28 protein-coding genes and 1 tRNA gene are annotated in these 25,197 nt (G+C 68.3%); 12 read left to right on the top strand and 17 right to left on the bottom strand.

What is annotated here, in order from left to right; all coding sequences use genetic code 11:
* Window positions 1–201 precede the first annotated feature (201 nt).
* A complete protein-coding gene (locus G3I17_RS27730) occupies window positions 202–390 on the top strand; it encodes a hypothetical protein (protein ID WP_164600550.1) in 189 nt (62 codons plus the stop codon).
* On the top strand, window positions 387–701 hold the full coding sequence (locus G3I17_RS27725; protein ID WP_164600549.1) for a hypothetical protein: 315 nt from the start codon (window positions 387–389) through the stop codon (window positions 699–701). The genes G3I17_RS27730 and G3I17_RS27725 overlap by 4 nt, the downstream gene beginning before the upstream one ends.
* 148 nt (window positions 702–849) lie before the next feature.
* Here the strand turns inward: G3I17_RS27725 and G3I17_RS27720 are convergent, their stop codons facing one another.
* Together G3I17_RS27720 and G3I17_RS27715 are read right to left on the bottom strand one after the other, a co-directional pair.
* On the bottom strand, window positions 850–1,608 hold the full coding sequence (locus G3I17_RS27720; RefSeq protein ID WP_164600548.1) for a hypothetical protein: 759 nt from the start codon (window positions 1,606–1,608) through the stop codon (window positions 850–852).
* Between the two features lie 546 nt (window positions 1,609–2,154).
* The gene (locus G3I17_RS27715) at window positions 2,155–2,916 is read right to left on the bottom strand and encodes an oxidoreductase (RefSeq protein WP_164600547.1); all 762 of its coding nucleotides are present in this window, start codon (window positions 2,914–2,916) and stop codon (window positions 2,155–2,157) included.
* Between the two features lie 58 nt (window positions 2,917–2,974).
* On the opposite strand from G3I17_RS27715, the gene G3I17_RS27710 reads away from it, so the two are divergent.
* Window positions 2,975–3,592: a TetR/AcrR family transcriptional regulator gene (locus G3I17_RS27710; protein ID WP_164600546.1), complete on the top strand. Its 618-nt coding sequence runs from the start codon at window positions 2,975–2,977 to the stop codon at window positions 3,590–3,592.
* A gap of 22 nt (window positions 3,593–3,614) precedes the next feature.
* Here G3I17_RS27710 and G3I17_RS27705 read toward each other — a convergent pair whose 3' ends face one another.
* On the bottom strand, window positions 3,615–4,397 hold the full coding sequence (locus tag G3I17_RS27705) for a methyltransferase domain-containing protein (protein ID WP_164600545.1): 783 nt from the start codon (window positions 4,395–4,397) through the stop codon (window positions 3,615–3,617).
* 97 nt (window positions 4,398–4,494) lie between these two features.
* Between G3I17_RS27705 and G3I17_RS27700 the strand changes: the two genes are divergently transcribed.
* Window positions 4,495–5,367 carry an aminoglycoside phosphotransferase family protein gene (locus tag G3I17_RS27700; RefSeq protein WP_164600544.1) on the top strand — a complete coding sequence of 291 codons (873 nt, stop codon included), beginning with the start codon at window positions 4,495–4,497 and terminating at the stop codon, window positions 5,365–5,367.
* 371 nt (window positions 5,368–5,738) lie between these two features.
* Here the strand turns inward: G3I17_RS27700 and G3I17_RS27695 are convergent, their stop codons facing one another.
* Window positions 5,739–7,190, bottom strand: a complete 1,452-nt coding sequence (locus tag G3I17_RS27695) for an alpha/beta hydrolase (RefSeq protein ID WP_164600543.1) — start codon at window positions 7,188–7,190, stop codon at window positions 5,739–5,741.
* Window positions 7,191–7,292: 102 nt separating this feature from the next.
* Window positions 7,293–7,655 carry a nuclear transport factor 2 family protein gene (locus tag G3I17_RS27690; RefSeq protein ID WP_164600542.1) on the bottom strand — a complete coding sequence of 121 codons (363 nt, stop codon included), beginning with the start codon at window positions 7,653–7,655 and terminating at the stop codon, window positions 7,293–7,295.
* Between the two features lie 114 nt (window positions 7,656–7,769).
* Between G3I17_RS27690 and G3I17_RS27685 the strand changes: the two genes are divergently transcribed.
* Window positions 7,770–8,561, top strand: coding sequence for a helix-turn-helix transcriptional regulator (locus tag G3I17_RS27685; protein ID WP_164600541.1), 792 nt, complete (start codon window positions 7,770–7,772; stop codon window positions 8,559–8,561).
* Window positions 8,561–9,064 (top strand): DinB family protein, encoded by a 504-nt coding sequence (locus G3I17_RS27680; protein ID WP_164600540.1) that lies wholly within the window; start codon window positions 8,561–8,563, stop codon window positions 9,062–9,064. The genes G3I17_RS27685 and G3I17_RS27680 overlap by 1 nt, the downstream gene beginning before the upstream one ends.
* Before the next feature lie 53 nt (window positions 9,065–9,117).
* On the opposite strand, the gene G3I17_RS27675 is transcribed toward G3I17_RS27680, so the two are convergent.
* Window positions 9,118–10,110 (bottom strand): hypothetical protein, encoded by a 993-nt coding sequence (locus tag G3I17_RS27675; RefSeq protein ID WP_164600539.1) that lies wholly within the window; start codon window positions 10,108–10,110, stop codon window positions 9,118–9,120.
* Window positions 10,107–10,625 (bottom strand): SigE family RNA polymerase sigma factor, encoded by a 519-nt coding sequence (locus G3I17_RS27670; RefSeq protein WP_164600538.1) that lies wholly within the window; start codon window positions 10,623–10,625, stop codon window positions 10,107–10,109. The genes G3I17_RS27675 and G3I17_RS27670 overlap by 4 nt, the downstream gene beginning before the upstream one ends.
* 187 nt (window positions 10,626–10,812) lie before the next feature.
* On the opposite strand from G3I17_RS27670, the gene G3I17_RS27665 reads away from it, so the two are divergent.
* Complete coding sequence (locus G3I17_RS27665; protein WP_164600537.1) at window positions 10,813–12,021, top strand: hypothetical protein; 1,209 nt, start codon at window positions 10,813–10,815, stop codon at window positions 12,019–12,021.
* 28 nt (window positions 12,022–12,049) lie between these two features.
* Here the strand turns inward: G3I17_RS27665 and G3I17_RS27660 are convergent, their stop codons facing one another.
* Window positions 12,050–13,393, bottom strand: a complete 1,344-nt coding sequence (locus G3I17_RS27660; RefSeq protein ID WP_164600536.1) for a GGDEF domain-containing protein — start codon at window positions 13,391–13,393, stop codon at window positions 12,050–12,052.
* 188 nt (window positions 13,394–13,581) lie between these two features.
* Here G3I17_RS27660 and G3I17_RS27655 point away from each other — a divergent pair, with 188 nt between their 5' ends.
* Window positions 13,582–13,836, top strand: a complete 255-nt coding sequence (locus G3I17_RS27655) for a hypothetical protein (protein WP_164600535.1) — start codon at window positions 13,582–13,584, stop codon at window positions 13,834–13,836.
* Window positions 13,826–14,146, top strand: coding sequence for a hypothetical protein (locus G3I17_RS27650; RefSeq protein ID WP_164600534.1), 321 nt, complete (start codon window positions 13,826–13,828; stop codon window positions 14,144–14,146). The genes G3I17_RS27655 and G3I17_RS27650 overlap by 11 nt, the downstream gene beginning before the upstream one ends.
* Before the next feature lie 176 nt (window positions 14,147–14,322).
* Here G3I17_RS27650 and G3I17_RS27645 read toward each other — a convergent pair whose 3' ends face one another.
* Window positions 14,323–15,864, bottom strand: coding sequence for a helicase HerA-like domain-containing protein (locus tag G3I17_RS27645; protein WP_164600533.1), 1,542 nt, complete (start codon window positions 15,862–15,864; stop codon window positions 14,323–14,325).
* 66 nt (window positions 15,865–15,930) lie between these two features.
* Window positions 15,931–16,635 carry a L,D-transpeptidase family protein gene (locus G3I17_RS27640; protein WP_164600532.1) on the bottom strand — a complete coding sequence of 235 codons (705 nt, stop codon included), beginning with the start codon at window positions 16,633–16,635 and terminating at the stop codon, window positions 15,931–15,933.
* A 130-nt stretch (window positions 16,636–16,765) separates the two neighbouring features.
* Here G3I17_RS27640 and G3I17_RS27635 point away from each other — a divergent pair, with 130 nt between their 5' ends.
* Together G3I17_RS27635 and G3I17_RS27630 are read left to right on the top strand one after the other, a co-directional pair.
* Window positions 16,766–17,059, top strand: a complete 294-nt coding sequence (locus G3I17_RS27635; RefSeq protein WP_020388608.1) for a type II toxin-antitoxin system VapB family antitoxin — start codon at window positions 16,766–16,768, stop codon at window positions 17,057–17,059.
* Between the two features lie 24 nt (window positions 17,060–17,083).
* Window positions 17,084–17,647, top strand: a complete 564-nt coding sequence (locus tag G3I17_RS27630) for a LytR C-terminal domain-containing protein (RefSeq protein ID WP_164600531.1) — start codon at window positions 17,084–17,086, stop codon at window positions 17,645–17,647.
* Between the two features lie 20 nt (window positions 17,648–17,667).
* Here G3I17_RS27630 and G3I17_RS27625 read toward each other — a convergent pair whose 3' ends face one another.
* The 5 genes from G3I17_RS27625 to G3I17_RS27605 all read right to left on the bottom strand — a co-directional run bounded on the left by G3I17_RS27625 (window position 17,668) and on the right by G3I17_RS27605 (window position 20,823).
* Window positions 17,668–19,176, bottom strand: coding sequence for a potassium/proton antiporter (locus tag G3I17_RS27625; protein WP_164600530.1), 1,509 nt, complete (start codon window positions 19,174–19,176; stop codon window positions 17,668–17,670).
* Between the two features lie 192 nt (window positions 19,177–19,368).
* A tRNA-Ser gene (locus G3I17_RS27620) sits at window positions 19,369–19,459 on the bottom strand.
* A 13-nt stretch (window positions 19,460–19,472) separates the two neighbouring features.
* Window positions 19,473–19,907, bottom strand: a complete 435-nt coding sequence (gene tadA, locus G3I17_RS27615) for a tRNA adenosine(34) deaminase TadA (RefSeq protein ID WP_164600642.1) — start codon at window positions 19,905–19,907, stop codon at window positions 19,473–19,475.
* A 28-nt stretch (window positions 19,908–19,935) separates the two neighbouring features.
* Window positions 19,936–20,436 carry a tRNA adenosine deaminase-associated protein gene (locus tag G3I17_RS27610; RefSeq protein ID WP_203590835.1) on the bottom strand — a complete coding sequence of 167 codons (501 nt, stop codon included), beginning with the start codon at window positions 20,434–20,436 and terminating at the stop codon, window positions 19,936–19,938.
* A 204-nt stretch (window positions 20,437–20,640) separates the two neighbouring features.
* Window positions 20,641–20,823, bottom strand: coding sequence for a hypothetical protein (locus G3I17_RS27605; RefSeq protein WP_164600529.1), 183 nt, complete (start codon window positions 20,821–20,823; stop codon window positions 20,641–20,643).
* 144 nt (window positions 20,824–20,967) lie between these two features.
* On the opposite strand from G3I17_RS27605, the gene upp reads away from it, so the two are divergent.
* A complete protein-coding gene (gene upp, locus G3I17_RS27600) occupies window positions 20,968–21,609 on the top strand; it encodes a uracil phosphoribosyltransferase (protein WP_164600528.1) in 642 nt (213 codons plus the stop codon).
* A gap of 6 nt (window positions 21,610–21,615) precedes the next feature.
* Here the strand turns inward: upp and G3I17_RS27595 are convergent, their stop codons facing one another.
* Entirely contained in the window at window positions 21,616–22,587 is a 972-nt protein-coding gene (locus G3I17_RS27595) for a teichoic acid biosynthesis protein C (RefSeq protein WP_203590834.1), read from the bottom strand.
* Between the two features lie 66 nt (window positions 22,588–22,653).
* The gene (locus G3I17_RS27590) at window positions 22,654–25,191 is read right to left on the bottom strand and encodes a right-handed parallel beta-helix repeat-containing protein (protein ID WP_164600526.1); all 2,538 of its coding nucleotides are present in this window, start codon (window positions 25,189–25,191) and stop codon (window positions 22,654–22,656) included.
* Window positions 25,192–25,197 lie beyond the last annotated feature (6 nt).

Genomic DNA, 25,197 nt, shown 5'->3' with positions numbered 1-25,197 from the left:
ACAGGCCATAAAGACGAACTCTTCCCGGAACCGCTCCCGGTGCTCTGACCAGCACTTTCACCGCAGGAACTCCGGCGGAACCGGCACAGCGTAAGGCCTCTGTAAAGGTCCTTGCCAGTCTATTCCGGGGCCCGGCTTTATACGGTGTTCTTTCCATATGCCCAGCGTCGGGCAGCCCCCTCGAGAACTGAAGGACCACCGATGACCGAGTCGATCGAGATTCCCGCCTCGCACCGCCGCGTGCGGGTCTGGTTCGGCGCCACCACGATCGCTGATCACACCGCAGATGCCGACCAGGCCGCGCAGTACGAAGAAGCCATGCGCCGCCGGTTCGCCTCGCTGCGAGTGACCAGCGAGCCGGTCCTGGTCAACGCGGAGCTATCGCGATGACGACTCGTCCGACGCTGCTCGGCTACGTCCGGGCCGACGCGCTCAGCTGCGCCGAGGAACTGGCCGCAGCCACGAACTCGCTCGCGGCGTTCGCCAGCGCCGAGGGTTTCACCCTCGGCACGGTGTACACCGAGCGCGATGCCGCCGAGTCCGCCGCGTTCCACGCGCTGCTGGACGAAGTGAAGCGGTCGGATGTGCGTGCAGTGGTCGTACCGACGCTCCAGCACCTGGGCGCGAACGGCGCACCGGTCGGAATGCAGAAAGACCTCGAGTTCCACCAGGCGCACGTCTGGGCGGTCGACGCGAGATAACCCCATAGCAAGCGGAGCTGGCGTCTTGACCCCTGCATCGGCGCCGGTTCCGCTCTCCACCTCCACAGCTGCACCGAAATGTCGGGCGGTAGTGGACCAATCAAGGCCCCACCGGCTGCTACCGGTGGGGCTTTGTCGTTGATCGGAGCTAAGCGGTGATCGTGTAGCCGTAGCGCTTCATCAGCGTGGCCATCCCGTCGTTGAAGATCCCGGTCACCGGCAGCTGGAACTTCATCTGCACCTTCCGGATCACCCGCTGGAAGTGCAGGTGCCACGACACCCCGGCCCGCGGCAAGGTCTCGGCCTTGGTGATCGCCCCGACCTTCGGGTGCGCCGCCCAGGCGATCACGCGAGCCCGATCAGCACCCCACGCACCGGTCATCACGTCATGCGTCCGCGCATAGGCCATCGCGGCGAGCGAGATCGACGAGTCCGGTACTGCGGGCGGCACGGGCACCGGATGCGCCTTGAGGTAGATCTCCCAGGTCATCGCGTAGTAGCCGGGCGGCCCGTCGTCCTTGCCCCGGTTGGCCAGGCCGTTGCGCTTGCGCTTGTACTCCAGTACCTGGGTCGCCGCGCCGCGGGACAGGTCCTTGTCGCCGATCGCGATCGCATGCACGTGGTACGGCCAGCGGCCCTGGGCCGGCGTCCGGAGCCAGGCGGCGAACCCGACCTGGCGCAACGCCAGCACGACCGCCCGGCGCTGTGCCGGGCTCTTCTTCACCACGTCGATGTCGACCGCGCCGCCACCGTCGTGGGTCCCGGCCGAGGCCTCGACGCCACCCTTGTTGTAGGAACCCTGCAGGAACCCGAACTGCGACTTGTAGATCTTCTCGGCCGCGATCAGCATCGCCACGGTCCGCTGGTTCAGCTGCGTCTTCCGCCAGACGATCCTTGCCTCAGGCATCTATCTGCCCGAGGATCAGGTCCGCGTCCTCGGCGGCGCCGAGTGCTTCCAGCTCGTCCAGCTCGGCCTCGGTCAGTTCGTCCTCGTGGATCTCGTCGAAGACGTCCGTCATCGGTTTACCCCTCCCCCTGTGACGCCCACGGCCTCCCCCGGCCACGGAATCGCTTCAGGTTAGGGCGGCCCGGTGTCATCCGTCCATGTCCGGGAGGGCAGCGGGTTGTACGAGAAACGTCAAGTTTTCCGACAGTGCGCGTGTGAGCGGCGTGGACTGGGGTACGAGTAGATGGTCCCGCGGTTCGGTCGGCCCCATTCGGGCATGGGTGGTGCTCACCGAGCCGCGAGTTCTCCCACTGAGGGGCGGGAGAGCGACCGACGGCGGCGGGCGCATCCCACGATGCGCCCGCCCCTGGCCGTCACCCCCAGACCACAGCCACGCACCGCCGTCTCAGGGGTTAACCCCCGAGAAGGTGGGTTGCCCGCTCGGATTCTGGCTAGGCAACCCACCGACTGGGGGGTTAACCCCTCAAACGCCGGTACTCCGCTCCGTCAGGCGGCGAGGCCGACCGCTGCCCCGCCGTCGACGAGCAACTGGCTGCCGGTGATCCATTCCGCCTGGTCGGAGACCAGGAAGCCGACCGCCTCGGCGATGTCGGTCGGGATGCCGGCGCGACCCAGCGGCGTACCGGCGGTCATCGCCTCGACCGGGATGCCGAACCCGTCCGCGAGATCCTGGCGGACCTTGTCGCCACCCGGCGTCGCCACGTTCCCGGGGATGACCACGTTGAGCCGAACGCCCTGCGGCGCCAGCTCGGCGGCCAGGGTCAGGCTGTACCTCTCCAGGGCCGCCTTGGCCGCCGCATAGTGCGCGAGCGGCGGAACGACATCGAGCGTGACAGCTGACGAGATGTTGACGATCGCGCCCTTCGCCGTGACCAGGTTCGCCAGCAACCGCTGGGTGACCCAGACCGAGCTCAGGAACGAGGTGTTCAGCGAGCTCTGCCACGCCTCGTCGGGGATGGTCGCCGTGCCCGCCGGGTACGCCTGCCCCGAGGCCACGTTGTTGACCAAGATGTCGAGCTTGCCGTCGAAGTGCGTCAGCGTCTCCTCGGCGGCGACGGTCGCGCCTTCCGGCGTACCGAGGTCTGCCTGGACGTAGTGCACGCCGGCCGGGAGGTTGTCGACGGGCGTACGGGAGGTGGTGACGACGGTCGCGCCAGCGGCGAGCAGCTTGGCGACGATCGCCGCGCCGATGCCGCGGGTGCCGCCGGTGACGAGTGCCGTCTTGCCTTGCAGTGAGTAATTGACCATACGGTCCAGTAGACTTCCTTCAGGACCGATCGGTCAAATAACTGGGTATGCTGGCGCCATGGGCAGGCCGAGGAAGTTCGACGAAGCGCAGGTACTGCGGGCGGCGCGGGACGAGTTCTGGCAGAAGGGGTACGCGGCCACCTCGCTCGACGACCTGATGAAGGCGACCGGGTTGGGCAAGGGCAGCCTCTACGGCGCGTTCGGCGACAAGCACCAACTCTTCCTCAAGGTGCTGAGCACCTATGCGCACGAGACGGCCGATGGGGTCTGCGAATCCGTCGGCAAGGGCGACCGCGCCATCGACATCCTGCGGAGCTTCTTCGTCCCCGGACCACCCGACCCCGTCTCCGAGCACGACGGGCCGGTCGCGACCAACCGGGGCTGCTTCCTGGCGAACAGCACGACCGAGCTGGCCGCCCGCGATCCCGAGGTGACGGGATGCGCGCGGGCGACGTACCAGGCGGTGGAGGACTGCTTCACGAACGCGGTCGCGCGGGCGGTCGCGGAGGGGGATCTGCCCGAGGACACGAATCCGCGCGAGCTGGGCCGGCTGCTGCTGACGATCCAGCAGGGGCTGCAGTTCTTGCTCAAGACGGAGATGACGCCGGAGGCGATGCGCGAGGTCGGCCGCGCGACCGCGGACCGGCTGCTGCCGCTACCCGCCAGGGTGAGCTGAGCCTAGGGGCCTGCACTGGTGGTCAGAGAGCCGAGGCCACGAAGAGGTAGCGGTTCAGGCTGAAGAAGTAGCTCTCGCCGAGGCCGCGGAGATCCTCCGCCCAGGCGGTGGCCTCCAGTTCGCTCACCTTGGCACGACCAGGCACGAACGCCTCGACGATGTCGATCAGCCCCGCGCTGTACGTCCGCGCGTCGTACCCGATGTTGAGCATCGGCACGACCTGCTGATGGGTGACGGTGAAGCCCGCCTTGTCCAGCGAGTCGCCGAGCGTCCGCGGCAGATGCGGATCCTCGAGATGCTCCTCGAAGGCGGTCAGCACGCGAGCCATCCGGGCGTCGTCCGTGGATCGCCAGACGGTCGAACCCCAGTCGGTGTCCAGCAGGACCACGCGCCCGGCGGGGCGTAGTACCCGGCGGATCTCGTTGAGAGCACCCGGTACGTCGTCCAGATACTCGAAGACCTGGGTGGAGACGACCACGTCGAAACTCTCGGCGCCGTGCGGGATCCGCGCGGCGGAGGCGAGCTCCAGCTCGATCGGGGGCCCGTCTGGCACCTTGGCGCGAGTAGCGGCGATCGCGAGCATGCTGTCGCTGATGTCGATACCGCAGACCCGCCCGTCCGGTCCGACCTCGGCCGCCATCTCCGCGGCCAGCAGCCCCGGCCCGACGCCGACATCCAGCACCCGGTCGCCCGCCCGCAACGCGAGCGCGGCCCGCACCACCCTGCGCTGCTCGATCACGTCCGGTGTCGTGTAGACCGACTCGATCTGCCGCGATACCTCCGGATCGAACTGCAGGCTACTCATTCCCACGCCTAACCGTTCCGCCCATGCTCCACATCATGGTCCGCCGAACCGGTAAACGGGGAGACCAGACACACACGAACTCACTACGGTTGGCCAAATGATCGAGCTGCCCGAGACCTTCCTGGCGATGCCCCGCTGGTGGACCGAAGGCCGCGAATGGCTGGCCGGACTCCCCGCGGCAGTCGACAAGCAGTGCGAAATCTGGGCCCTCACGATCGACGGCCCCGTCTCCCACGGGTCGAACGCGATCGCCCTCAGAGTCACCCGCAACGACGAACAACTGGTACTGCGCCTGTCGCCGCCCGGCCCCGACGTCGCCAAGCACGCCCGAGCATTGCGCTGGTGGGACGGCCGCGGCACGGTTCGCCTGCACGACGTCGACCTCCCGCATGGCGCCCTGCTGCTGGAGCGACTCGGCGATTCCTTGCTCGACCAGCCCGTCGGCGAGGCGATGGCCGTCCTCGGCCGCTTGATGCGCCGGCTCGCCGTTCCCGCGCCCGCCGACGCGTTGTCGACCGCAACCATAGTGAGCGCCCGCGCGCCTCAACTGCAGGCGGACTGGCAGCGGCTCGGCAGACCTTTCGCCCCGGCGCTGTTAAGCGAGGCCCTCGCAGTCGCCAAGCACCTGTCGAAGAGCACCTCCGAAGGCCTCGCCGCCAACGGAGACTTCCACTCCGACCAGGTACTACGAGGTGCCCGCGAACCGTGGATCGTGGTCGATCCGTTGCTCTACCGTGGCGACCCGGAGTTCGATCTGACCCGGATGCTCCTGACGCGCGTCCACGAGATGGCCGACGACGCAGAGATCCGCACGCACTTCGCCACGATCGTGCGGGAAGCCGAGCTCGACTCCGAGCGAGCGCGCGACTGGGTGGTCTTCCGAACGGTCGACTACTGGCTCTGGGCGCTCGGCGCCGGCCTGACCACAGACCCAGAACGCTGCCGCCGCATGCTGACCGCCTTCCTCTAGGACAATTCGACCCCCCGTACTCGTGTCGCGGGCTGGCGCGTGGTGTCCACCACTGAAGGATTGACGCGTGCGCTGACCAGCTCGTACGAGCGTCGGCCCGGACGCCTCGCCCCACCGCGAGCAACCCCTGGTGCGGAGCGGAGTAGCTGTACACAAGGGCAGGAAGTAGTCGGGCGTTCGGCCGGGCGCCACGCTCACGGAGGCGGTGCCCGGCCGCAGTACGGGCACTACTTCCTGTCGTTATGCACACTTCCCATTCCGCAACAGGCTCTGTACTGACCACTGCTGCCATTAACGCAGGGCAGGGGCGCAGCGGTGCGGGGTGGACACAACGCCCACCCCGCGACACGACCACGGGTGGGGCCACACCTCTAACCGCAGGTAGAGCGCTTCGGCGGCAGTTGCCCGTCGATCAGGTATGACGCCATCGCGGCCTGGGCGCAGTTCGCGTTGAAGAACGCGGTGTGGCCGTAGGCGTTGGCCACCAGCAGATGACTGCCCTCGATCTGACGAGCGAGTCCCTTGGCCTGGGACAGTGGCGTCGATCCGTCGGTCGTGGTGGACGTGATCAGGATCGGCGGAATGCCCTTCACCGGCGTCGGCTGCCACGGGTTGCTCGGCTTGATCGGCCAGCCGGCGCACGCGGCAGTGATCGCCCAGCCCTCGACGGCCGCACCGACGCGCGGTGCGATCTTCTTGGCCAGCGCGATCCGGGCCTTCGCATCGGCGTATCCCGTCAGCTGACCAGGGAAGTCCATGCACGACACCGCGGCGTACTCCGTGCCCGGATCGCCCATGTACGTGATCTCCGCGAACAGCGAGCCATCCCCCTTGGCCGCCAGTGCGAGCCCCTGGGCGAAGGCGCCCCAGACATCAGCGGCGCGATCCACTCGCGGCAGCAGGCTCGGCAGGGACACCCGCATCGTGTCGCCCGCGACCGGTGCGTGATCGGGCACCGGCAGCGGAGTCTTGTCGGCCTTGGCGACCACCTTGTCCCACAGAGCGCGGACGTCTTGCCCGTGCAGTGCGCAGTTGGAGTCCGTATCGCACCACTCGGCGAACTTGTCGAAGCTCTTCTCCATCTCCTTCGCCTCGGCCAGCATCAGGCGGGTCGGCCCCTGGGCGTGGTCGAGGATCCCGTCCAGCACCATTCGGCCGACCCGCTGCGGGAAGAGTTGCGCGTACGTCGTACCGAGGTAGGAACCGTACGAGACGCCGAGGTAGTTGAGCTTGTCGTCGCCGAGTGCGGCGCGGAAGGCCTCCATGTCGCGAGCGGCAGTGCGGGTGTCGAGGTTGCGCATCAACTCACCGTGCTGCGCGAGGCACTGCTCCCCCGTCGCGCGACTGGAGGCGACCATCGCGTCGTACTCGGCCTTGTTCTTCGGAAACACCGGTACTCCGGGCCGCAGGATCGGCCCACAATCCAGCTTGCTGCTACCGCCCGAGCCGCGAGGGTCGAAGCTGACCAGGTCGTAGCGATCCCGGTACTCCGCGAAGAACTCGTCAGCCGCACCCTGCGCGAAGGCCTCCGCACCGGGACCACCCGGCCCACCCGGGTTGAACATCAGCGACCCGAGCTTGTGCGCCTGATCCTTCGCCGGCACCCGCGCTACCGCGATGTCGATCTTGGCCCCACCCGGCTTCGACCAATCCAACGGGACAGTCAGCTTGCCGCACTGCTCCACACTGCCCGGCTTGCACTCACTCCAGCTGATCCCGGCCGGCTTGGCGGTCGCCGCTGCCGCAGTACCGGGGATCAGCGCACCGATGATGCCAACGGCAACCACTGCCGCCGGAAGTCCTTTTTTCCAACGTTTTTCCATACCCACGAACCTAGGCCGCGGGGTGGGTAACGGGGCATCCCCCATCAGACGGGCCACCGGCCCCGACGAAAGTCGTACGTGCCCCTGACCCACCCCTGAGTCCTAGTGGGCCGGGGCGAAGTCGAGGAAGCCGATGACCTCGCGGATCTTGCCGTCCTCGGTAAGGGTGATGACGTCGGTGCCGCCTGCGACGGGGTCTTGGCCGGGGGCGGTCAGGTGCCAGGTCCAGCGGAGGCGGTTGTGGTGCTCCTCGACCTGGCCGGTGAGCGAGAAGGCGTGGCCGGGGAACAACTGGTGTGCGGTCTCGACCATCTTGGTCAACCCCTCGTGGCCGCTGACCTCGAAGCTCGGGTCGACGAAAGCGCCGTCGGCGGACCAGGTCTTCTCGATGATGCCGGCCCTCGTGTCGGCGTCGGCTTCGTTCCACATCGCGAAGTACTGGGTGGCGAGCGTGCTGGCGTTCATGGGTTTCTCCTCGGTTCGGTCGTTGCGATGACCAGAAGCTTGCCGCCGGATCCGGCAGTGGTCGATGACGTCAGAGGTAATGAGGGTGACCACCTCAGCGGTTACCGTCGGGACATGACCGCGACGATCGAGGAGACGTTCCAGCGCCCGGTGGGTGAGCTGTTGCGCGGCTGGCGGGAGCGCCGCCGGCTCAGCCAGCTGGACCTGGCCAACCGGGTCGAGGTGTCCACCCGGCACGTGAGTTTCGTCGAGACCGGCCGCTCCAAGCCGAGTCGCGAGATGGTGCTGCGGCTGGCCGAGCATCTCGACGTACCGCTGCGGGATCGCAACCAGCTGTTGCTGGCGGGCGGCTACGCACCGATCTACAGCGAGGCGTCGCTGCACTCCCCGGCGATGCTGGCGATCAGGGAGGCGCTGCGGCGGTTGCTCAAGGCACACGAGCCGTATCCCGCGCTGGTCGTCGACCGCTGGTGGAACATCATCGAGGCGAACGCCGGCATCGCGTTGTTCACCGAAGGAGTCCCGGCCGAGCTACTCAAAGCGCCGATCAACGCGCTGCGCCTCACCCTGCACCCCGACGGCCTGGCGCCGCGGATCGGCAACCTCCCCGCGGTCCGCACGAGCGTCCTGGCCACCCTCCACCGCCAGATCGCCAGCACGGCGGACCCCGACCTCCAGGACCTGTACGACGAACTACGCGGGTACTCCGGTGGCGAGTGCACCGACCTCGCGACGGCGGCCGAGGTCGTAGTACCGATGAAACTCCGGCACGGCGATCACGACCTCTCGCTCCTCACCACCATCGCCACCTTCGGCACCCCACTCGACGTCACCGTCTCCGAGCTGATGATCGAGTCCTTCTTCCCCGCCGACGAGAAAACGGCCGAGTACCTCCGGGACCTGTGATGCTGCCCGACGACCAGCTCGGCGACACCCGCGAACTGCACCTCGCCTGGCTGGACTTCTACCGCGAGACGGTCGAGCGGAAGCTGGCCGGGCTGACCGATGCCGAGCTCCGGACCAGCCGGCTCCCATCCGGCTGGTCCCCACTGGAGCTGCTGAAGCATCTCGTCTACATGGAGCGCCGATGGTTGCGCTGGGGCTTCGCCGCCGAACCGTTCGGCCAACCCTTTGCCGACTCCGGCGGGATCGACGACGGGCCCTGGCAGCTGGAGCCTTCGGACACCCTCGACGAGCTGCTGACGGCGTTGCGGGCCGGCGGTCTGCGGGCCCGGGAGATCGTCACCGGAGACCTGACAGCCAAGGCTGCGATCGGTGGCCGGTTCGGGGTGGAGGGCGAGCGGCCGACGTTGAACTGGATCTTGTTTCACGTGCTGCAGGAGTACGCGCGGCATGTCGGGCAGCTCGACATCGCACGCGAGCTGGCCGATGGAGCCACCGGCGAGTAGAGGTCGATTCTCTCCACTCGCCGGTGACTCCGTCTCCCTTTTCGGGTGGAGGCCTACCGGTGGTGGGAGGGAGTACCGGTGGGCATGGTCGGGGTGGCCGGCCAGCTTGGCTTGGTGGTGGGCCAAGACGGCTTGGGGAACGTCGGCTTCGTGGTCGGTACCGGCGGGAGACTCGGCTTGCCCGGCAGCGACGGACTAGTCGTCGGTACAGGCGGCAAGGTCGGCTTACCCGGCTTCCCTGGCAGGGAAGGCGTGCTGACCGGCGGAACCGTCGGGAGCTGTGGCTTGCCGGGGATCGACGGCGTCTCGGTCGGCACCGGGACGGGGGCGTCGACGCAGGGCGGCAGTTGCGGCTTGCCTGGGATCGACGGGGTCGGGACCGGCGGCAGTGACGGCTTGCCCGGCAGAGTCGGCTTCGTCGTCGGTACCGGCGGCAGAGTCGGCTTCGTGGTCGGGACCGGCGGCACCTTCGGCAGGTTGGGCTTGCCCGGGAGCGAAGGGGTCGGCACGGGCGGCAGCGACGGCTTGCCCGGCAGAGTCGGCTTCGTAGTCGGTACCGGGGGCAGAGTTGGCTTCGTCGTCGGTACGGGCGGCAGACTCGGCTTCCCGGGGATCGACGGCTTCGGCAGGTTGGGCTTGCCCGGCAGGGACGGCTTCGTGGTCGGTACCGGCGGCAGACTCGGCTTGCCCGGCTTCCCCGGCAGCGTGTACGTCGTGGTCGGGGTCGGGACCGGCGGCAGGCTCGGCTTCTCCACCGGCGGTACCTTCGGCAGGCAGTTCGGGTCCACCGACGGGGTGTTGGTGGGGAGCTCGACCGGTACCGGCGGCTTGCCGCCACCGGCCAGCAGGTTCTTCACGTCGGTGGGTCCCCCGACCGCGGCGGACACTGTTGCGACAGTGCCGGCGAGGGCAGTCACGCCCGCCGCGGCCAGTCCTCGGCGGAGCCAGGCGAGCCGGCGGCCGCGACGCATCAGGTCGGCCGGGTCGGGCTGCCAGGGCTCCAGGTCGTACTCGAGCGCGCTGCGCACCCGCTGCTCGTCGGTCATGCTTGTCCTCCAACGTTGGTGTCGATCAGGTCGGGTGCCAGACGCAGCTTGGCCAGCGCCCGGGACGCAGTGCTCTTGACGGTCCCGGGGGCCATGCCGAGCAACTCGGCGGTCTCGGCCTCGGAGAGATCCTGCGAGTAGCGCAGCGCGACCACAGCTCGTTCCTTGACGGTGAGACCCGCAAGCGCCGCAAGTACGGCCTCCCTGGTCTGCACCTCCGCGGAGAAGTCGGCGACCTCGCGGTGATCCCAGTCGTTGTCGACCGGGTCACTCGGTACCTCGTTCGACCAGTGCCGGCGAGACGCGGACAAGAACCGGTTCACCAGCACCCGGCGTACGTAGCTAATTGGGTCACCATCGAGCCGGTGCCACTTCGGATAAGACCGCATCAACGCTTGTTGCACGAGATCCTCGGCCGTGTGCCGATCCCCGCACAGCATCTCCGCGAACCGGAGCAATCGGGTCGACTGGGCCTGTACGAACTGCTCGAAGTCGGCGTCCGCGGTCCGGGTCATCGATTCTCCTCAGCTTCTGCCTCTGTCACACCCGTAAGAACCCGCTGGGTCACCGGTTAGGTTCTGTTCGTCACCAACTAATCTTCAGAAATTTATTCACGAGCTGTACAGGGGTGCGGTTTGTTTGTCACATTGGGTGCACCGGGTGCTGCACCCGGTGACCTTCACCGCCCCGGAGGTATTTGTCATGCATCTCACCGCCAAGATGCGAGCGGCGGCCTGTCTGGCCGCCGCCGTCGCCATCGCTCCGCTCGCCCTCGCGGCCGGACCCAGCTCAGCAAGCCTCACCAATCCCGTCAACGTGGCTGCCCAGCCCGTGGACGGCTCGACCAACGTGCGCGTCGACGGGCAGCGGATCATCCTCGGCGACGCCGCTGCCTCGATGGGATCCGTCGAGGTGCGCCAACGCTCCGGCATCGCCAACCTTGCTCCGGTCCACTTCACCGAGGCAACCTCAGCAGTCCTCGTCGACTACACCGCCGGTACGCCGGACCAGTCGACGGCTGAGGTCGACGTACGGGCCCTGGTCAAGGACCGGTGGTCGGAATGGACCCCCGCGAAAGCAGGCCGGCCGACCGCGCTGCCTGCCGCCAGCGACCAGGTCCAGCTCAGGATCATCGTGATCGCGCCGCCGCAGGGTGGCGACCCGTGGATCGGCGACGTCAGCGTGCAGCCCACGGACAAGGCGGCCGCGGGCCGGATGACGATCCAGGCCGCGCCGCTCAAGTCGCACGTCTTCGCGACTCGCGAGGGTCTGGTCGGCGGTACTACGGCCAACGGGCACGTGATCGCCAGCCGGGACCACTTCGTCGCGCTGCCGTCTCGTCGCGGCCTGGCGAACAACGGCTCGGGCAGCTACAGCGTCAAGGTGTGCACCGCGAGCCGATGCGCGTTCGAGCCGGTGTGGGACGTCGGGCCGTGGAACACCAAGGACGACTACTGGAACCCGAGCGCCACCCGGGAGATGTGGAAGGACCTCGCGCAGGGCAAGCCCGAGTCGCAAGCGGCGTACCAGAACGGCTACAACGGCGGGAAGGACCAGTTCGGCCGTACGGTCGCGAACCCGGCCGGGATCGACCTGGCCGACGGCGTCTTCTGGGACGCGCTGAAGCTCACCGACAATGCGTGGGTCGACGCGACCTACCTGTGGACGGGTGACGGCGGCCGCGGGACGGTCTCGATCACCTCGGGTTATCTGAACATCCGCAACTCCGCGAGCTCCGCCGGCGCGGTCGTCGGGATGGCAGGGAAGTCAGCGCAGGTGACGGTCGAGTGCCAGACCACCGGGCAGAGCGTCACGGGCTCGCAGGGCACGACCAGCGTGTGGCTGCGCGTGCATGCGGGGATGTACGTCTCCAAGGCATGGATCTCGGCTGGCACCTTCTCCACCTGCTGACCGCCGACGACCAGTTGGGCAAGCCCGGTTAGCGGTGCTGGAGGTCCGCCGGGGTCGGGCGCGGGAGCGACGTCGTACCGGCTGGGTCGGGCAGGGTTCGCCGGGGAATGAGGTGGAGGTCGGCGGCCAGGCGGACCCGGTCTCGGCCGGCGGCCTTGGCGGCATACATGGCTCGGTCGGCGCGCAGCAGCAAGTCGTCGACCGTGCTGCCGTCGGCCGGGTAGACGGCGACTCCGATGGAGACAGTGAGGCGGAAGGGGTCCGGGTCGAGATCGGGGTCGTCCAGTACCCCGGCGCACATCGCCGCGAGCGGGCTGGCCGCAACCGCCGAGCGCAGCCGGTCAGCCGTCACGGTGGCGTCGTCGAGGCCGGTGTCGGGCAGCGCGATCACGAACTCCTCGCCACCGAACCGGCCGATCACGTCCTTGGTCCGGATCGCCGAGCGCAGGATCGTCGCCACCGCGCGCAGCGCCTCGTCGCCGACCAGGTGACCGTGCCGGTCGTTGACCTGCTTGAAGTGGTCGATGTCGATCAGCAGCACGGCCATCGGCTCACGGTGGGTGCGGGACGTCCGGAGCATCTCCTCGGTCCGCCGGCGCCACCACTCGACCCGCCCGAGGCTGGTCTTCGGATCGATCTGCGCCTCGGTCTCCAGCTGACCGAGCAGCAGCGCGCGCTGGGCGGTGAGCGTGATCGGGATCGCCACGAAGGCGAACCACGGACTGACCAGCGTCGCTGCGGCGAGCAGGCAGCCGAGCGTGCCGGCCGTCGCGTCGACGCACAGGTCGTCCTTGTCGCCGATCGCGTCCTGCCGGCTGCTGCCCGGCACGATGAGCGAGATCGCCAGCCCGCAGAGCAGGGTGTCGGTGACGAGATAGGCGAGCGCGCCACCCGCCATCGAGACGACCACACCGAGATCGCTGCCGCCGGTGAAGTCCAGGGCGGACCGATAGACGGAGTGCGCGACGCCGACGGCGAGCACGCAGACACCGGTCGAGAAAACCCAGCGATAGGGGATGCACTTGCCGGCCCGGATCCGCCACCAGCTCCGCAGCAGCACCACGACCAGGATCGCCAGCGCCGGATGCAAGATGAGCGCGGCCGCGATCATCCAGGCCGGGGCGAGGTCCTTGTGCAGTGGGCCACCGCGGCGGCGCCGGCTCTCCACCCGGCGCGCGCCCTCGACCGAGATCAGGGCCGATGCGGTCAGCGCGAAGACGACCGTGAGCCCGCGCCACGACGCCAGCTCGGAGAACGCGTCGACGCCGTACGCGATCGCGGCCAGCTCCACGAGCACGACCACTCCGAGCGCTGGGACCGACAGCGTCCACAGCGCCCAGGAACGTACCGCTCGCCTACTCTGCGCAACCATTACCCTCACGGTACGTCGAGTAAGGGTTCGGTCCCAATCGGCGACGGCGCGCTGTGGATAACCAGTTGGAAACGAAATTCAATCGTTGAGAATTCAGTCGTTTGATCAAGGATCAATGATCGACGCACGCACGGTGACTGTTCCATCACCGTCGAATAGTGAACCGGTGAGACTCGAAAAAGGCGTCGTTGCGGTGTGAGGCGCCGCCGAAGGAGCCACTGTTCGAGACCCGGCCGACCGACCAGCAGCTCGCGCAGATCGCGGCCGACGCGGAGGCGCAGGAGAAGGGGTGCGCGGCGGCAGGCGGCGGGCTCCGGAAGTACATCAGCACCGCCGGTCGCGTGGCCGGACGCGCCGCCCGGCTTCCCGGAGATCGACGGGAACTGGTTCGACATCATCCTCGGCGGTTCGGGGTACCGGCCGGAGTGGGCGGTGAGTGGTGAGCTGATCGGGAAGATTCGCGACGCGGCGAACAGTCCCGGCAAGTTGCCCGCGCTGGGCACTGACGCGAGCAAGGCGCTGGCGGTGCTCTACGGGACGATCAAGGACGACTACAACGGTGTCTTCCCCGCCGTCACGTGTGAGGCGGACTGGCCGAAGGATCCGAAGGTCTACGAGGAGCAGTTGCGGCTTTTCCGGACGAAGTATCCGTACGGTCCGGGCGCGATGCAGGCCGGGCAGACCAACTGCACCTACCGCTCGTTCACCCCACCGGAGAAGTTGGTCGGGGATCCTGCCCGGCTCCCGCAGTAGCTGCGCGGGGGCGCCGCGTCCCGACGTACCGGCTGACGGTCAGCCGGGTGCCAAGACCAAGCAGACCGGCTCACTCGAGCAGCAGGCCAAGGCAATAGCCACCGCAGGCAAGCTGAAGAGAGGCTTCTAAAAGCAGTAGAGCGCGTCGCGGCCTAGTTGCCGCGACGCGCTTTGCTTCAGCGTTTGCGGCGGGCTGCGCCGAAGAGGCCTCGGACGATTTCGCGGCCGGCGGTGCGGGCGAATTGCTTGAAGGCCGACGAGCCGACGACCTGCTCGACCATGGACTTCTCCTGCTTCTGGGCGCGCGGAGCTGCCTTGGGCTCGGGGGCCGGCTTGTTCTTCGCCTCGGCTTCCGCTTGTTCGGCGCCGGCCTGGACCCGGGCGGCGAGCTTCTCGTACGCCGATTCGCGGTCGAGGACCTCGGTGTACTTCGCGTTACCCGCCGATGCCTGCACCGTTGCCGTCAGCTGCTCGGCCGACGCGGGCGCCATCAACGACTGCGGGGCCCGCAACCGGGTCCACGCAACCGGTGTCGGCGCACCCTTCTCGTTCATCACCGTGACGATCGCCTCGCCGATACCGAGCTGGGTCAGCACCTCGCCAAGGTCGTACGACGAGTTCGGGAAGGTCGAGACGGTGGCCTTGAGCGCCTTCGCGTCATTCGGCGTGTGCGCACGCAGCTGGTGCTGGACCCGCGACCCGAGCTGCGCCAGGACGTCGTCCGGCACATCCTTCGGCGTCTGGGTGACGAAGAAGACGCCGACCCCCTTCGACCGGATCAGCCGGACGGTCTGCGCGATCGAGCTCAGGAACGCCTTCGACGCGTCCGCGAACAGCAGGTGCGCCTCGTCGAAGAAGAAGACCAGCTTCGGCTTGTCCACGTCGCCGACCTCGGGCAGGTCGTGGTACAGGTCGGCCAACAGCCACATCAGGAAGGTGGAGAACAGTGCCGGCCGGTCCTGCAGGTTGGGCAGCTCCAGCAGGGAGATGACGCCCTTGCCGTCCTTGACCTGCAGCAGATCGGCGGTGTCGAACTCCGGCTCACCGAAGAACGCCTCGGCCCCTTGATCGGCGAACCCGATCAAGGATCGCAGGATCACGCCCGCAGTCGCAGCGGACAGCCCGCCGAGCTCCTTCAGATCGTCCTTGCCCTCATCGCCGGCCAGGTGCGTGATGACCGCGCGCAGGTCCTTGAGGTCGAGCAGCGTCAGGCCCTGGGAGTCGGCGTAGTGGAAGATCAGCCCGAGCGACGACTCCTGGACGTCGTTCAGCCCGAGCACCTTCGACAACAGCACCGGCCCGAACGACGTGATGGTCGCCCGGATCGGTACGCCGGTGCCCTGCCCGCCGAGCGCGTAGAACTCGGTCGGGAAGCCGGTCCCGGTCCATTCCTGGCCGATCGTCTTGGTCCGGGCCAGCAGCTTCTCGTTCGACTCACCTGGCTGCGAGATGCCGGACAGGTCGCCCTTGATGTCGGCCGCGAAGACCGCGACCCCCGCTGACGACAGCTGCTCGGCCATCAGCTGCAGGGTCTTGGTCTTACCGGTACCCGTGGCACCCGCGACCAGACCGTGCCGGTTCACCATCGACAGCGGGATCCGGACCGCCGCCTCGGGATTCGGAGTGCCGTCAACCAGAAGCGCGCCCAGCTCGATCGCCGGCCCCTCGAACGCGTACCCCTGCTTGACGGTCTCCACGACGTCGGCTGTCTCGGCCATCTCAACGTGCCTCTCGAACGAACGAAGGGAACATCTCCCCGTGCGTTCGAGATGCTAGTGCCCGACTCAGCGGATAACGACTACGTACACGGAACTCGCCGCGAAGGACCAGATCGTGGCCGACATCGCGGCCGAGACCCGGATGCAGCCGTGCGAGGCCTTGGCATTCGTGCCGAGCAGCCAGTCCGCGTGGATCTGGGCACCGTTCTTCTTGTACGTCGGGATCTGGTGGAAGCCGATCCCGCACGGCGCGAACCGGACGAAGTTGTTCAGGTAGAGGCTGCCGCCGTCGGTGTTCTTCTTGATCCGGGCCGCGCGACCGCACTTGGCGCCGCTCTTGTACGTCCCCGCCTTCAGGTACGTCGGGTTGTCGATGATGCCGCCCTGGCGCACCACCTTGCCCTTGGCATCGACCAGCCAGACCCAGTTCTGGCCCTGACTGATCACGATCCGGCGACCGGAGCCGGTCCCGGCCGGTACCGCCCGGACGTCACAGCGCTTGGCACTGGCCGCCAGCAGCCGCGAGTACGTCGTACTGGTGATCGTGCCGGTCTGGCTGAGCTTGTTGGCGGCCTGGAACCGCACTGTGGCCGCACTCGTCATCGCGCCGGCCTTGCCGTCGACGGGTCCCGGGGTACAGCCGAGCTTGGTCAGACGGGTCTGGGCCGCCTTGGTCTGGCTGACGGTGAGCGCGTCGGCCGGGATCGTCGTCCCGGCGACAGCCACGACAAGCGCGGCCGCTCCGACGGACAATCGGGTCAGAATCCTCATTTTTCTCCCCCTCTTTCTCCTTAACTCCATGAGACGCCCGAACACCCCTCGAGGTTGAGTCCTCAGCCCAACTTTTCCGGTGACATTCCTGACCTCTCACCGACCCCCATCCCCGGCTAGACTCCGGTGGGTGATCTTCAAGCGCGTCGGCGAGGAACGGCCTTACCCGGACCACGGGTACAAGCCGAAGGACTGGTCTGTGCTGCCACCGAGGCAGGTGCGGCTCGACCAGCTCGTGACCACCAAGGGCACTCTCGACCTCAACGCGCTGCTCGACGAGGACTCGACCTTCTACGGCGACCTGTTCGCCCACGTGGTGGAGTTCAAGGGCGAGATGTATCTCGAGGACGGTCTGCACCGCGCCCTGCGCGCGGCCCTGCAGCAGCGCCTCGTCCTGCACGCCCGGGTTCTGGTCGTGGACTGAATCAATGAGTCGGGGGACTGTCAGATGAGCGCACTCCAGGCGCAGCCACGGCCGCACTCGCGGATCCATTGGCGGACGCCGATCACGATGGTGGTGCTCCTTGGGGTGCTGGTCGGCGGTGGCTGGTGGGGCTGGAACTCGCTGACCCAGAGCAGCGCGGAGCCGACCTGTGTCGACACCCAGATGGCGAACGACCGGCTGACGCCCAAGCAGGTCTCGGTGAACGTCTACAACGGCGGCGCCAAGGCCGGTACGGCGGCAGCGGTGGCCAAGGTGCTGACGAAGCGCGGGTTCCACGTCAACAAGATCGCGAACGAGCCGAAGGGCGACAAGGTCGTCGGCGTCGTCCTGCGCGGAACGACGGTGAACGCGCCCGAGATGAACCTCATCGCCGGTCAGGTGAAGGGCAAGGTCAAGGCCGCCGCGGACGCCCGCTCCGACCACACCGTCGACCTCGTCGTCGGCGTCGGCTACCCAGGCCTGCGGGACGTCGGGATCCCCTCGATCGCCCTCCCCAAGAACAGCACGCTCTGCCTGCCAAGCATCCGCCCCACCCAGCCGATCCCCTCCGGCCAAAACCCGAACTGACCCCTCACGCATTTCGGGGGTCAGTGCTGTTCGCGGCCTCGTTCGCCGAACCAGCCGGCCAGGCGGCCGGCCCGGCTGACGGCGCGGAGGCGGCGGACCGTCTGGTCTCGTAAGGCGGTGGGGGCGACGACCAGGACGGCGTCGCCGGCACGTAGCACGGTCCGGCGCTCGGGTACGAACGCCTTGTTCGCCCTGATCACCAGCGAGATCGACACCCCCGGCGGCAGCCTCAGCTCGGCTACCTCGACGCCGGCCAGGCGTGACTCGCTCGGGATCTGCACCTGCAGCATGTCCGCGCCCAGCGACTCCAGCGGCGCGACGTCGATGTCCACCTCGTACGCCGCGTTGTCGTCGAGCACCCCCAGCCGCTTCGCCAGCCACGGCAGCGACGGCCCCTGCAGCAGCGTGAAGAACAGCACGAGCACGAACACCACGTCGAACACCCGGGTCGCCTGTGGCACCTCCTCCGCGAGCGGGATCGTCGCGAGCACGATCGGTACCGCGCCACGAAGCCCGGCCCAGGCGACGAACGTCTGCTCCCGCCACGGGATCCGGAACCACGACACCGACGCCGCGACGGCCGCGAACCGTCCGACCACGGTGACCGCGATCCCAATCACCAGCGCGAGCAGTACGTCGTTGAGCCCGATCCGCCCCGGCGAGGCCAGCAGGCCGAGCATCACGAACAGCCCGATCTGGGCCAGCCAGGCGAACCCGTCGACGAACGACCTGGTCGCGATCCGGTGCGGCAACTCCGCCCGGCCGAGGATCAGGCTGGTCACGTAGACGGCGGCGAACCCGGATACGTGGAGAAGAACGGTGCCACCGGCGTACGAGACGAAGCAGAGCGAGACGATCGCCAGCGGGTACAGACCGGCCGACCCGAGCGCCACCCGGCGGATCAGGCCGACGGCCGCCCAGCCGATCACGAAGCCGAACAGAGCGCCGACCACGAGCTCGTAGACGACCAGGCCGGCGAAGTACGGCAGGCCGTGCTCCTTGAGGCCGCCGGTGCTCACCAGAGTCACCAGGAGGACCGTGGGGGCGTCGTTGAGGCCTGACTCGGCCTCGAGCATCCCCCGGAGCCGCGGACGGACGTTGACCCGGCGCAGTACGGAGAAGACGGCCGCGGCGTCTGTGGGCGACGTGACGGCGCCCAGGAGCACCGAGATCTGCCAGTCGAGGCCGAGGACGTAGTGGGCGACGCAGGCGACCACACCGACGCTGACGGCCACGCCGAGAGTCGCCAGGACGACACCCATCGGCATCACCGGGCGGACCTCGTTCCACCGGGTGGTCAGACCGCCCTCGATCAGGATGATCACCAGCGCGGCGAACCCGAGCGCGTGCGCGAGCTGCGCGTCCTCGAACTGGATCCCGGCGCCGGACTCACCCAGCAGCAGCCCCATCGCGAGGTAGATCAGCAGCGACGGGAGCCCGAGCCGCCCGGACAACCGGACGGCGATGATCGCCACCAGCAGAACAGCAGCGCCGGCGAGCAGAATCCGGTCGAGCTCGGTGACATCCACAGCGGCCCTCTACTTCTCGGGTCGGGGTTGCAGCTTAGTGGAGCCATGCCTCCGGCAACGAATCAAAAGCAAGAACAAAAGCAAAGGCAGGAGGTGGGGAGGCGGAGATCGAGAACACGGGAGAAAGAAACGAGGACCCTGACGCATCACACAGCATCAGGGTCCTCGGCGTTGCTACCACCCGGGGGTGGTTGGCGGTGGCGGAGGGATTTGAACCCTCGGAAGGGGGGTACCCTTCACGCGCTTTCGAGGCGCGCTCCTTCGGCCGCTCGGACACGCCACCGCCGAAGAGGCTATCAAGACCTGTGCCCTGTGAAGAAATCGCGTAGCCGCGCACCCGCTTCGTCGGCCATCACGCCGCCGATCACCTCGGGCCGGTGGTTCAGTCTGCGGTCCCTGACGACGTCCCAGAGCGACCCCACCGCACCCGCTTTCTCGTCGTACGCAGCGAACACCAGCCGGTCCAGCCGGGACAGCACGATCGCGCCCGCGCACATCGTGCAGGGCTCCAGCGTGACGATCAGGGTGCAGCCGGTCAGGCGCCACTCGCCGACGTGCTGGGCCGCCTCGCGGATCGCGAGCACCTCGGCGTGCGCGGTCGGGTCGCCGGTCAGTTCGCGTTCGTTGTGCCCGCGGCCGATCACCTGGGCGTCGGCGTCCACGACGATCGCGCCGATCGGTACGTCGGCACTGGCGTGCGCCTTCTCGGCCTCTTCCAGCGCGAGGCCCATCAGCCGGGCGTACGCGCGGTGGGCGGGGTTAGCCAATGGCTTCGATCGCCTCGTGGAACTGGTCGCCGAAGCCGAGCGCCTCGGCGATCTCCTCGAGCATCTCCTCGGGGTACAGGTCGACGTCGTCGATCAGCGCGCCGAGATCCATCGCGCTCATCCCCAGGTCGGCGACGATGCCGAGGTCGCCGGCCGGCACCTGCTCGTCGTCGTCATCGGCCAGCGGGATGTCGAGCTCGTCGACGACCTGCTTGGCCAGCGGCCACTCGGTGGCGGCGGTGACGTCGGAGATCAGCAGCCGGGCCCGCCCGCCGACCACCCGGAGCAGGATGAAGAAGTCCTCGTCGACCGAGATCATCCCGACCACGCCACCGTCGCCGGGATACCGCCGCAGCGCCGAGACGAGCGCCGACAGATCCGGTTCACCCCGTAGTACCAGGGGTGCGACCAGCCAGTCCCCGTCCTCGGAGTAGGCAGCGACCGCGAAGTCGAGCTCGGTGGTGGTCATCGGCCCAGCCGTGGGATCAGACACCTCTGCATGGTCGCAGACTCCCGCCCGCCAGACGAGACAATTCCCCCACTCGACACAAATCGGCACCTCCCCGAGATCCCCACCTCACCCCGAACACTGTGAGGGGTTAACCCCCCAGACGGCGGGTTGCCCCCTCAGACTCTGGCTAGGCAACCCGCACTGTGGAGGGTTAACCCCTCACAGTGTTCGGGTCTGGACGGCGGGTCAGTGGTGGTACGTCGCGCGGCGCATGGCGGCCCGGATCTGCCGGACCCGGGTCCGGCGCGGGGTCACCCGGGCGCGGAGGGCGCGGGCTTCGTCCAGTTCGCGGAGGAAGGCCGCCCGGCGGCGGAGGCGGTCGAGCTGTTCGGGCGACTTACCGCCCTTGTCTGGCACGGTCTCGGGCACGGGCGGCACCGTCCTCGTCGGTTCGGCTCTACCCTTACCAGGGGCGCCCCGGGGCGGGGGCGGCTGACCTAAATCGACTGCCTTTCCATCCTAAAAGGGCACTAACTTCCCTGCGGCGAATCGCCGGACGGTAGCGTTCGCGGCATGCAGATCCTCGTCGTGGACCACCCACTCGTCGCCCACAAGCTCACCGCCCTGCGGGACGAGCGGACAGACTCGCCGACCTTCCGGCGGCTGACCGAGGAACTCGTCACGCTGCTCGCCTACGAGGCCACCCGGGACGTCCGGACCGGCCCGATCACCGTCACCACCCCGGTCGCGGAGGCGAAGGGCATCAAGCTCACCTCCCCCAAACCGCTGGTCGTACCGATCCTGCGCGCCGGTCTGGGCATGCTGGAGGGGATGACCCGGCTGCTCCCGACGGCCGAGGTCGGCTTCCTCGGGATGATCCGCAACGAGGAGACGCTGGCCGCCTCGACGTACGCCGAACGGCTACCGGAAGACCTGCACGGCCGGCAGTGCTACGTGCTCGACCCGATGCTGGCGACCGGTGGCACCCTGGCCGCGGCGATCCAGTTCCTGGTCGACCGCGGCGCCGACCACATCACCGCGATCTGCATCCTGGCCGCCCCCGAAGGCGTCGAGCGGATCGAGCGCGAGCTGGCCGACCTGCACATCCCTTGCACCCTCGTCATCGCGGGCATGGACTCCCACCTGAACGAGAAGGGCTACATCGTGCCCGGCCTGGGCGACGCCGGTGACCGCCTGTACGGCGTCGCCCAGTAGTCCCTGCTAGACGAGGTCGTTGCGGTAGAAGAGGTTGGCCCGGCGGTCGCCGGTGACGCCGGACGCGAAGCCGAAGTACAGGCGAGCGGTCGCGTCGGTCGAGCCGTAGACCGCCATCCCTTCGGCCTCGCGGTAGGTCAGGCTCTTCCCGGCCAGGGTCAGGAACGAGTCGACGAGCTTCCCGGCGTTGATGTCGTAGCACCACAGCTTCGAGTTGGCCTTGGTCTCGTCGGGCGCGCCCGGGTAGGCCTCGCCCTCCCAGAAGTACGCGTACGAGCCGTAGAGCGCCCAGCCCTGGAAGTCGATCCCGGACGTCAAAGCCGGCTGCTTGAACGACGCCAGCACCGTCGAGTAGTCGCCGGCCGCCGCGGCGGCGAGGCTGTAGACATTGATGTGCATCCCGTCAGACAGCGAGTAGCGCACCCCGAGCTTCCCGTACCGCTGGTCGACCGCGGGCGTGAAGACGCTCCCGTTGGAGACCGGCTTCCACTTGGTCACCGAGGATGCGCTGAGCGTCGCGCCGTTCTGCCACGGAAAACGGCAGAGCTGCCGCCCGCGCCCGTTCGCGGTGTCCACGTCGGTCTCGGTCCAGATGTACGACGTACTGCCGACGGCCTGGGCGCCGATCGAGACGGCATGGCCGAAGCCGTTGAGGTACATGTGGCCGAGCACGGTCCCGGAGAAGTTCAGCTGGCTCAGCGTGAGATCACCGCTGTTGGCCGGCGTTCCCGATCTGAGCTGGCCGGTGAACAGCCGGTTGTTCGGGGTGTCGAAGGCGAACGACTGCATCACCGTCGGACCCCACAGCGGCTTGCTGCGGAAGAACTCGTTGGTCGTCGCGCTCATCTTGAACCGTTTGGTCGGGGTGAGCGCGTCGGTACGGACAGGGCGGGCGGAGGCGATGGGGATTCCGACGGTGCCGGCGGCGAAAATCGCGCCGGCCCCGGTGAGCAGCCCACGGCGGGTGAGGTCGTCCATAGCCATTGACGGTAAGAGACTTACCGGCAACTGTCAGTAGTTCGAACAAATATTTCCGAGAACTGTTCAGGAATTCGCGGTGTAGTCGATCGGAAGGTCCGCCGCCTCGAGAGACACGAGCTGATCCGGCGTCGGCGCGGTAATCGTGGCCAACCGGTACGCCTGGCGTTCGGTCATCTGCTGGAAGATCTGCCGCGCCGACCGCCCGTTGCCGAAGCCCTCGCCCCGTGGCAGTACCTGGAACATCTCCGACAGCGCCGTCCGGGCGTCCACGGACAGCTCGTACTGATGCTCGCCCGCGTGGTACTCGAAGATGTCGACCAACTCGGCCGGCGTGTAGTCGTCGAACAGCAGCGTCCGGGTGAACCGCGACGACAATCCCGGGTTCGACCCGATGAAGCGGCCCATGTCGTTGACGTAGCCGGCCACGATCACGACCAGGTCCTCGCGGTTGTCCTCCATCATCTTGACCAGCGTCGCGATCGCCTCGGCGCCGAAGTCGTTGCCGATCCCGATCGGGGCCAGCGAATACGCCTCGTCGATGAACAGCACCCCGCCGAGCGCCTGGTTGACCGCGGCCTGGGTCTTCGGGCCGGTATGACCGACGTACTCGCCGACCAGCGCTGTCCGGTCCACCTCGACCAGGTGGCCCTTGCGGAGCAGGCCGAGCGCTTTCAGCACCCGGCCGTAAAGCCGCGCGACCGTCGTCTTGCCCGTTCCCGGGTTGCCGGCGAACACCAGGTGCCGGCTCAGCGGCGGCGCCGGCAGACCGGCCTCCTGCCGCATCCGGACCGCCTGCATCAGGTTCACCATCGACTGGACGTCGCGCTTCACCCGGCCGAGGCCGATCTGCTCCTCGAGCTCGGCCAGGACGTCCTCGAGCTTCTCGTCCTCGGGCGGCATGCTCTCTTCCAGCGTGCCCACCGGCCCGACCGGCGCCGCCTGCGCTCCCCCTGTACCGGCCGCCGAAGCAGGAGTAGCGGGCGCCATCGGAGCGCCGTCGACCGTGCAGTCCTCGAACACCGGGTTCGCGCCCTCGTCCTTCCCGACCGCGCCATCACAGTTCCGGATCCGCACATGCCGCAGCAGCGGAGTACAGGCCCTGCTCAGATGCAGTGCCGGGTACTTCGTACCGACGACGTCGCAATCCGCATACGTCCCAGCAGCCTTCTCGGCCAGGTAGATCCCGTTCTTGGCCACCCCGTTGACCCGCAACCCGGTCACCGTCGGAGCCACGCCGGACCAAACCACCAGGCCCGACCCTTCGCACTTCTCGATCGAGCTGCCGATGATCTCCGCGCTCGCGCCGGTCCCGATGACGATCCCGGCCGCCTTCGTCTTGCTGACCCGGACGGCGTTCAGCTGGACGTACCCGGATCCGGACAGCTCGATCCCGGTCCCGGTCGTCGCGGCCACCGAACACGTCTCCAGGCTGGTCGCGGCCGTCGACTCCAAGTGGACACCGATCGTGCCACCCGTGATCCGGCAGTCCTCCGCCTGCACCGTCGCCTCGTCCACGATCGACAACGCGGTCAGCCCGATATCGGTGATGCCACACGCGTCCAGCTCGACCTTCGACGTACCGGTCGCGTGGATTCCGTGCTCGGCGCCACCCCGGATCAAACAGTCGTCCAGCCGCACCGACGCCGAACCCGTCAGATGAAAGGCGCTGTACTTCGATCTGTCGACCCGGCAGTCGGTCATCGTCGCCTGGGCCCCGTCGGAGATCAGCAGCCCGTTCGCCCCGGAGTCGGAGACCACGCAACCCTTGGCGATCAGCTGAGCCTGATCCTGGACCACGAGCCCACTGGCCTGGGCGTCACGCAACCGGCAGTCGATCAGCTCGATGCGCGCCGACCCGCCGGCCTGGATGGCGGCTGCCCCGGCCTTGTCGATCGACAGCTCGGTCAGCAGGCCGGTCGAGCCGTCCTCGAGCAACAGGCCGGCCATCCCCGTCTGGCGCAGTACGGAGTCCGTGATTTTCACCCGGCTATCGCCCCGCAGCCGGAAGCCGTAGCCGGCGGTGTCGGTCATCCGAAGGCGGTTCGCCTCGAGGTAGGCGCCGCCGGACAGGACGACGCCGATGCCGTCGATCTTCTCGATCGTGGAGTCCTCGATCTGCGCCCGGACCCGGCCGGACAGGTGCATCGCGGCCAGCCGGCCACTGCCCAGCTTGGACCGGCGGACCAGTACCGAGGTCACGCCGTACCCGCTCAGGTCCGAGCCCTGACCCGCTTCGTTGCCTCTGGCATGGATCCGGCTACCGGTGACGACACAGTCCTCGATCAGCAGCCCGGCGCCGCCGGAGATCCCGATCGCCGGGGTGTCGCTGTCGTCGGCGGCGCGGATCAGCAGGCCGCGCAGGGCGCACTCGAGTCCTTCTACGACGATCGTCGGGTGGCCGCTGCCGGTGATGCCGACCAGGTCGACGCTGCCCTGTCCCTGCTCGGCGACGATCACCACCGAGCGGTCGAGGACCAGTTGCTCGGTGTAGGTGCCGGCCGCGACCACGACGGCGTCACCGGGGCTGGCGGCCTTGACCGCGTCAGAGATCCGGCGGAACGTCCCGCGGCCGCCCTTGGGGGCGACATACCTCGTCGTCACTGGCTC

Source organism: Streptomyces sp. SID13031, from assembly GCF_010548305.1.
Lineage (GTDB): Bacteria > Actinomycetota > Actinomycetes > Propionibacteriales > Kribbellaceae > Kribbella.
Note: the sequence above shows the minus strand (reverse complement) of the source record. Positions and strands in the feature narration are given on the sequence as shown.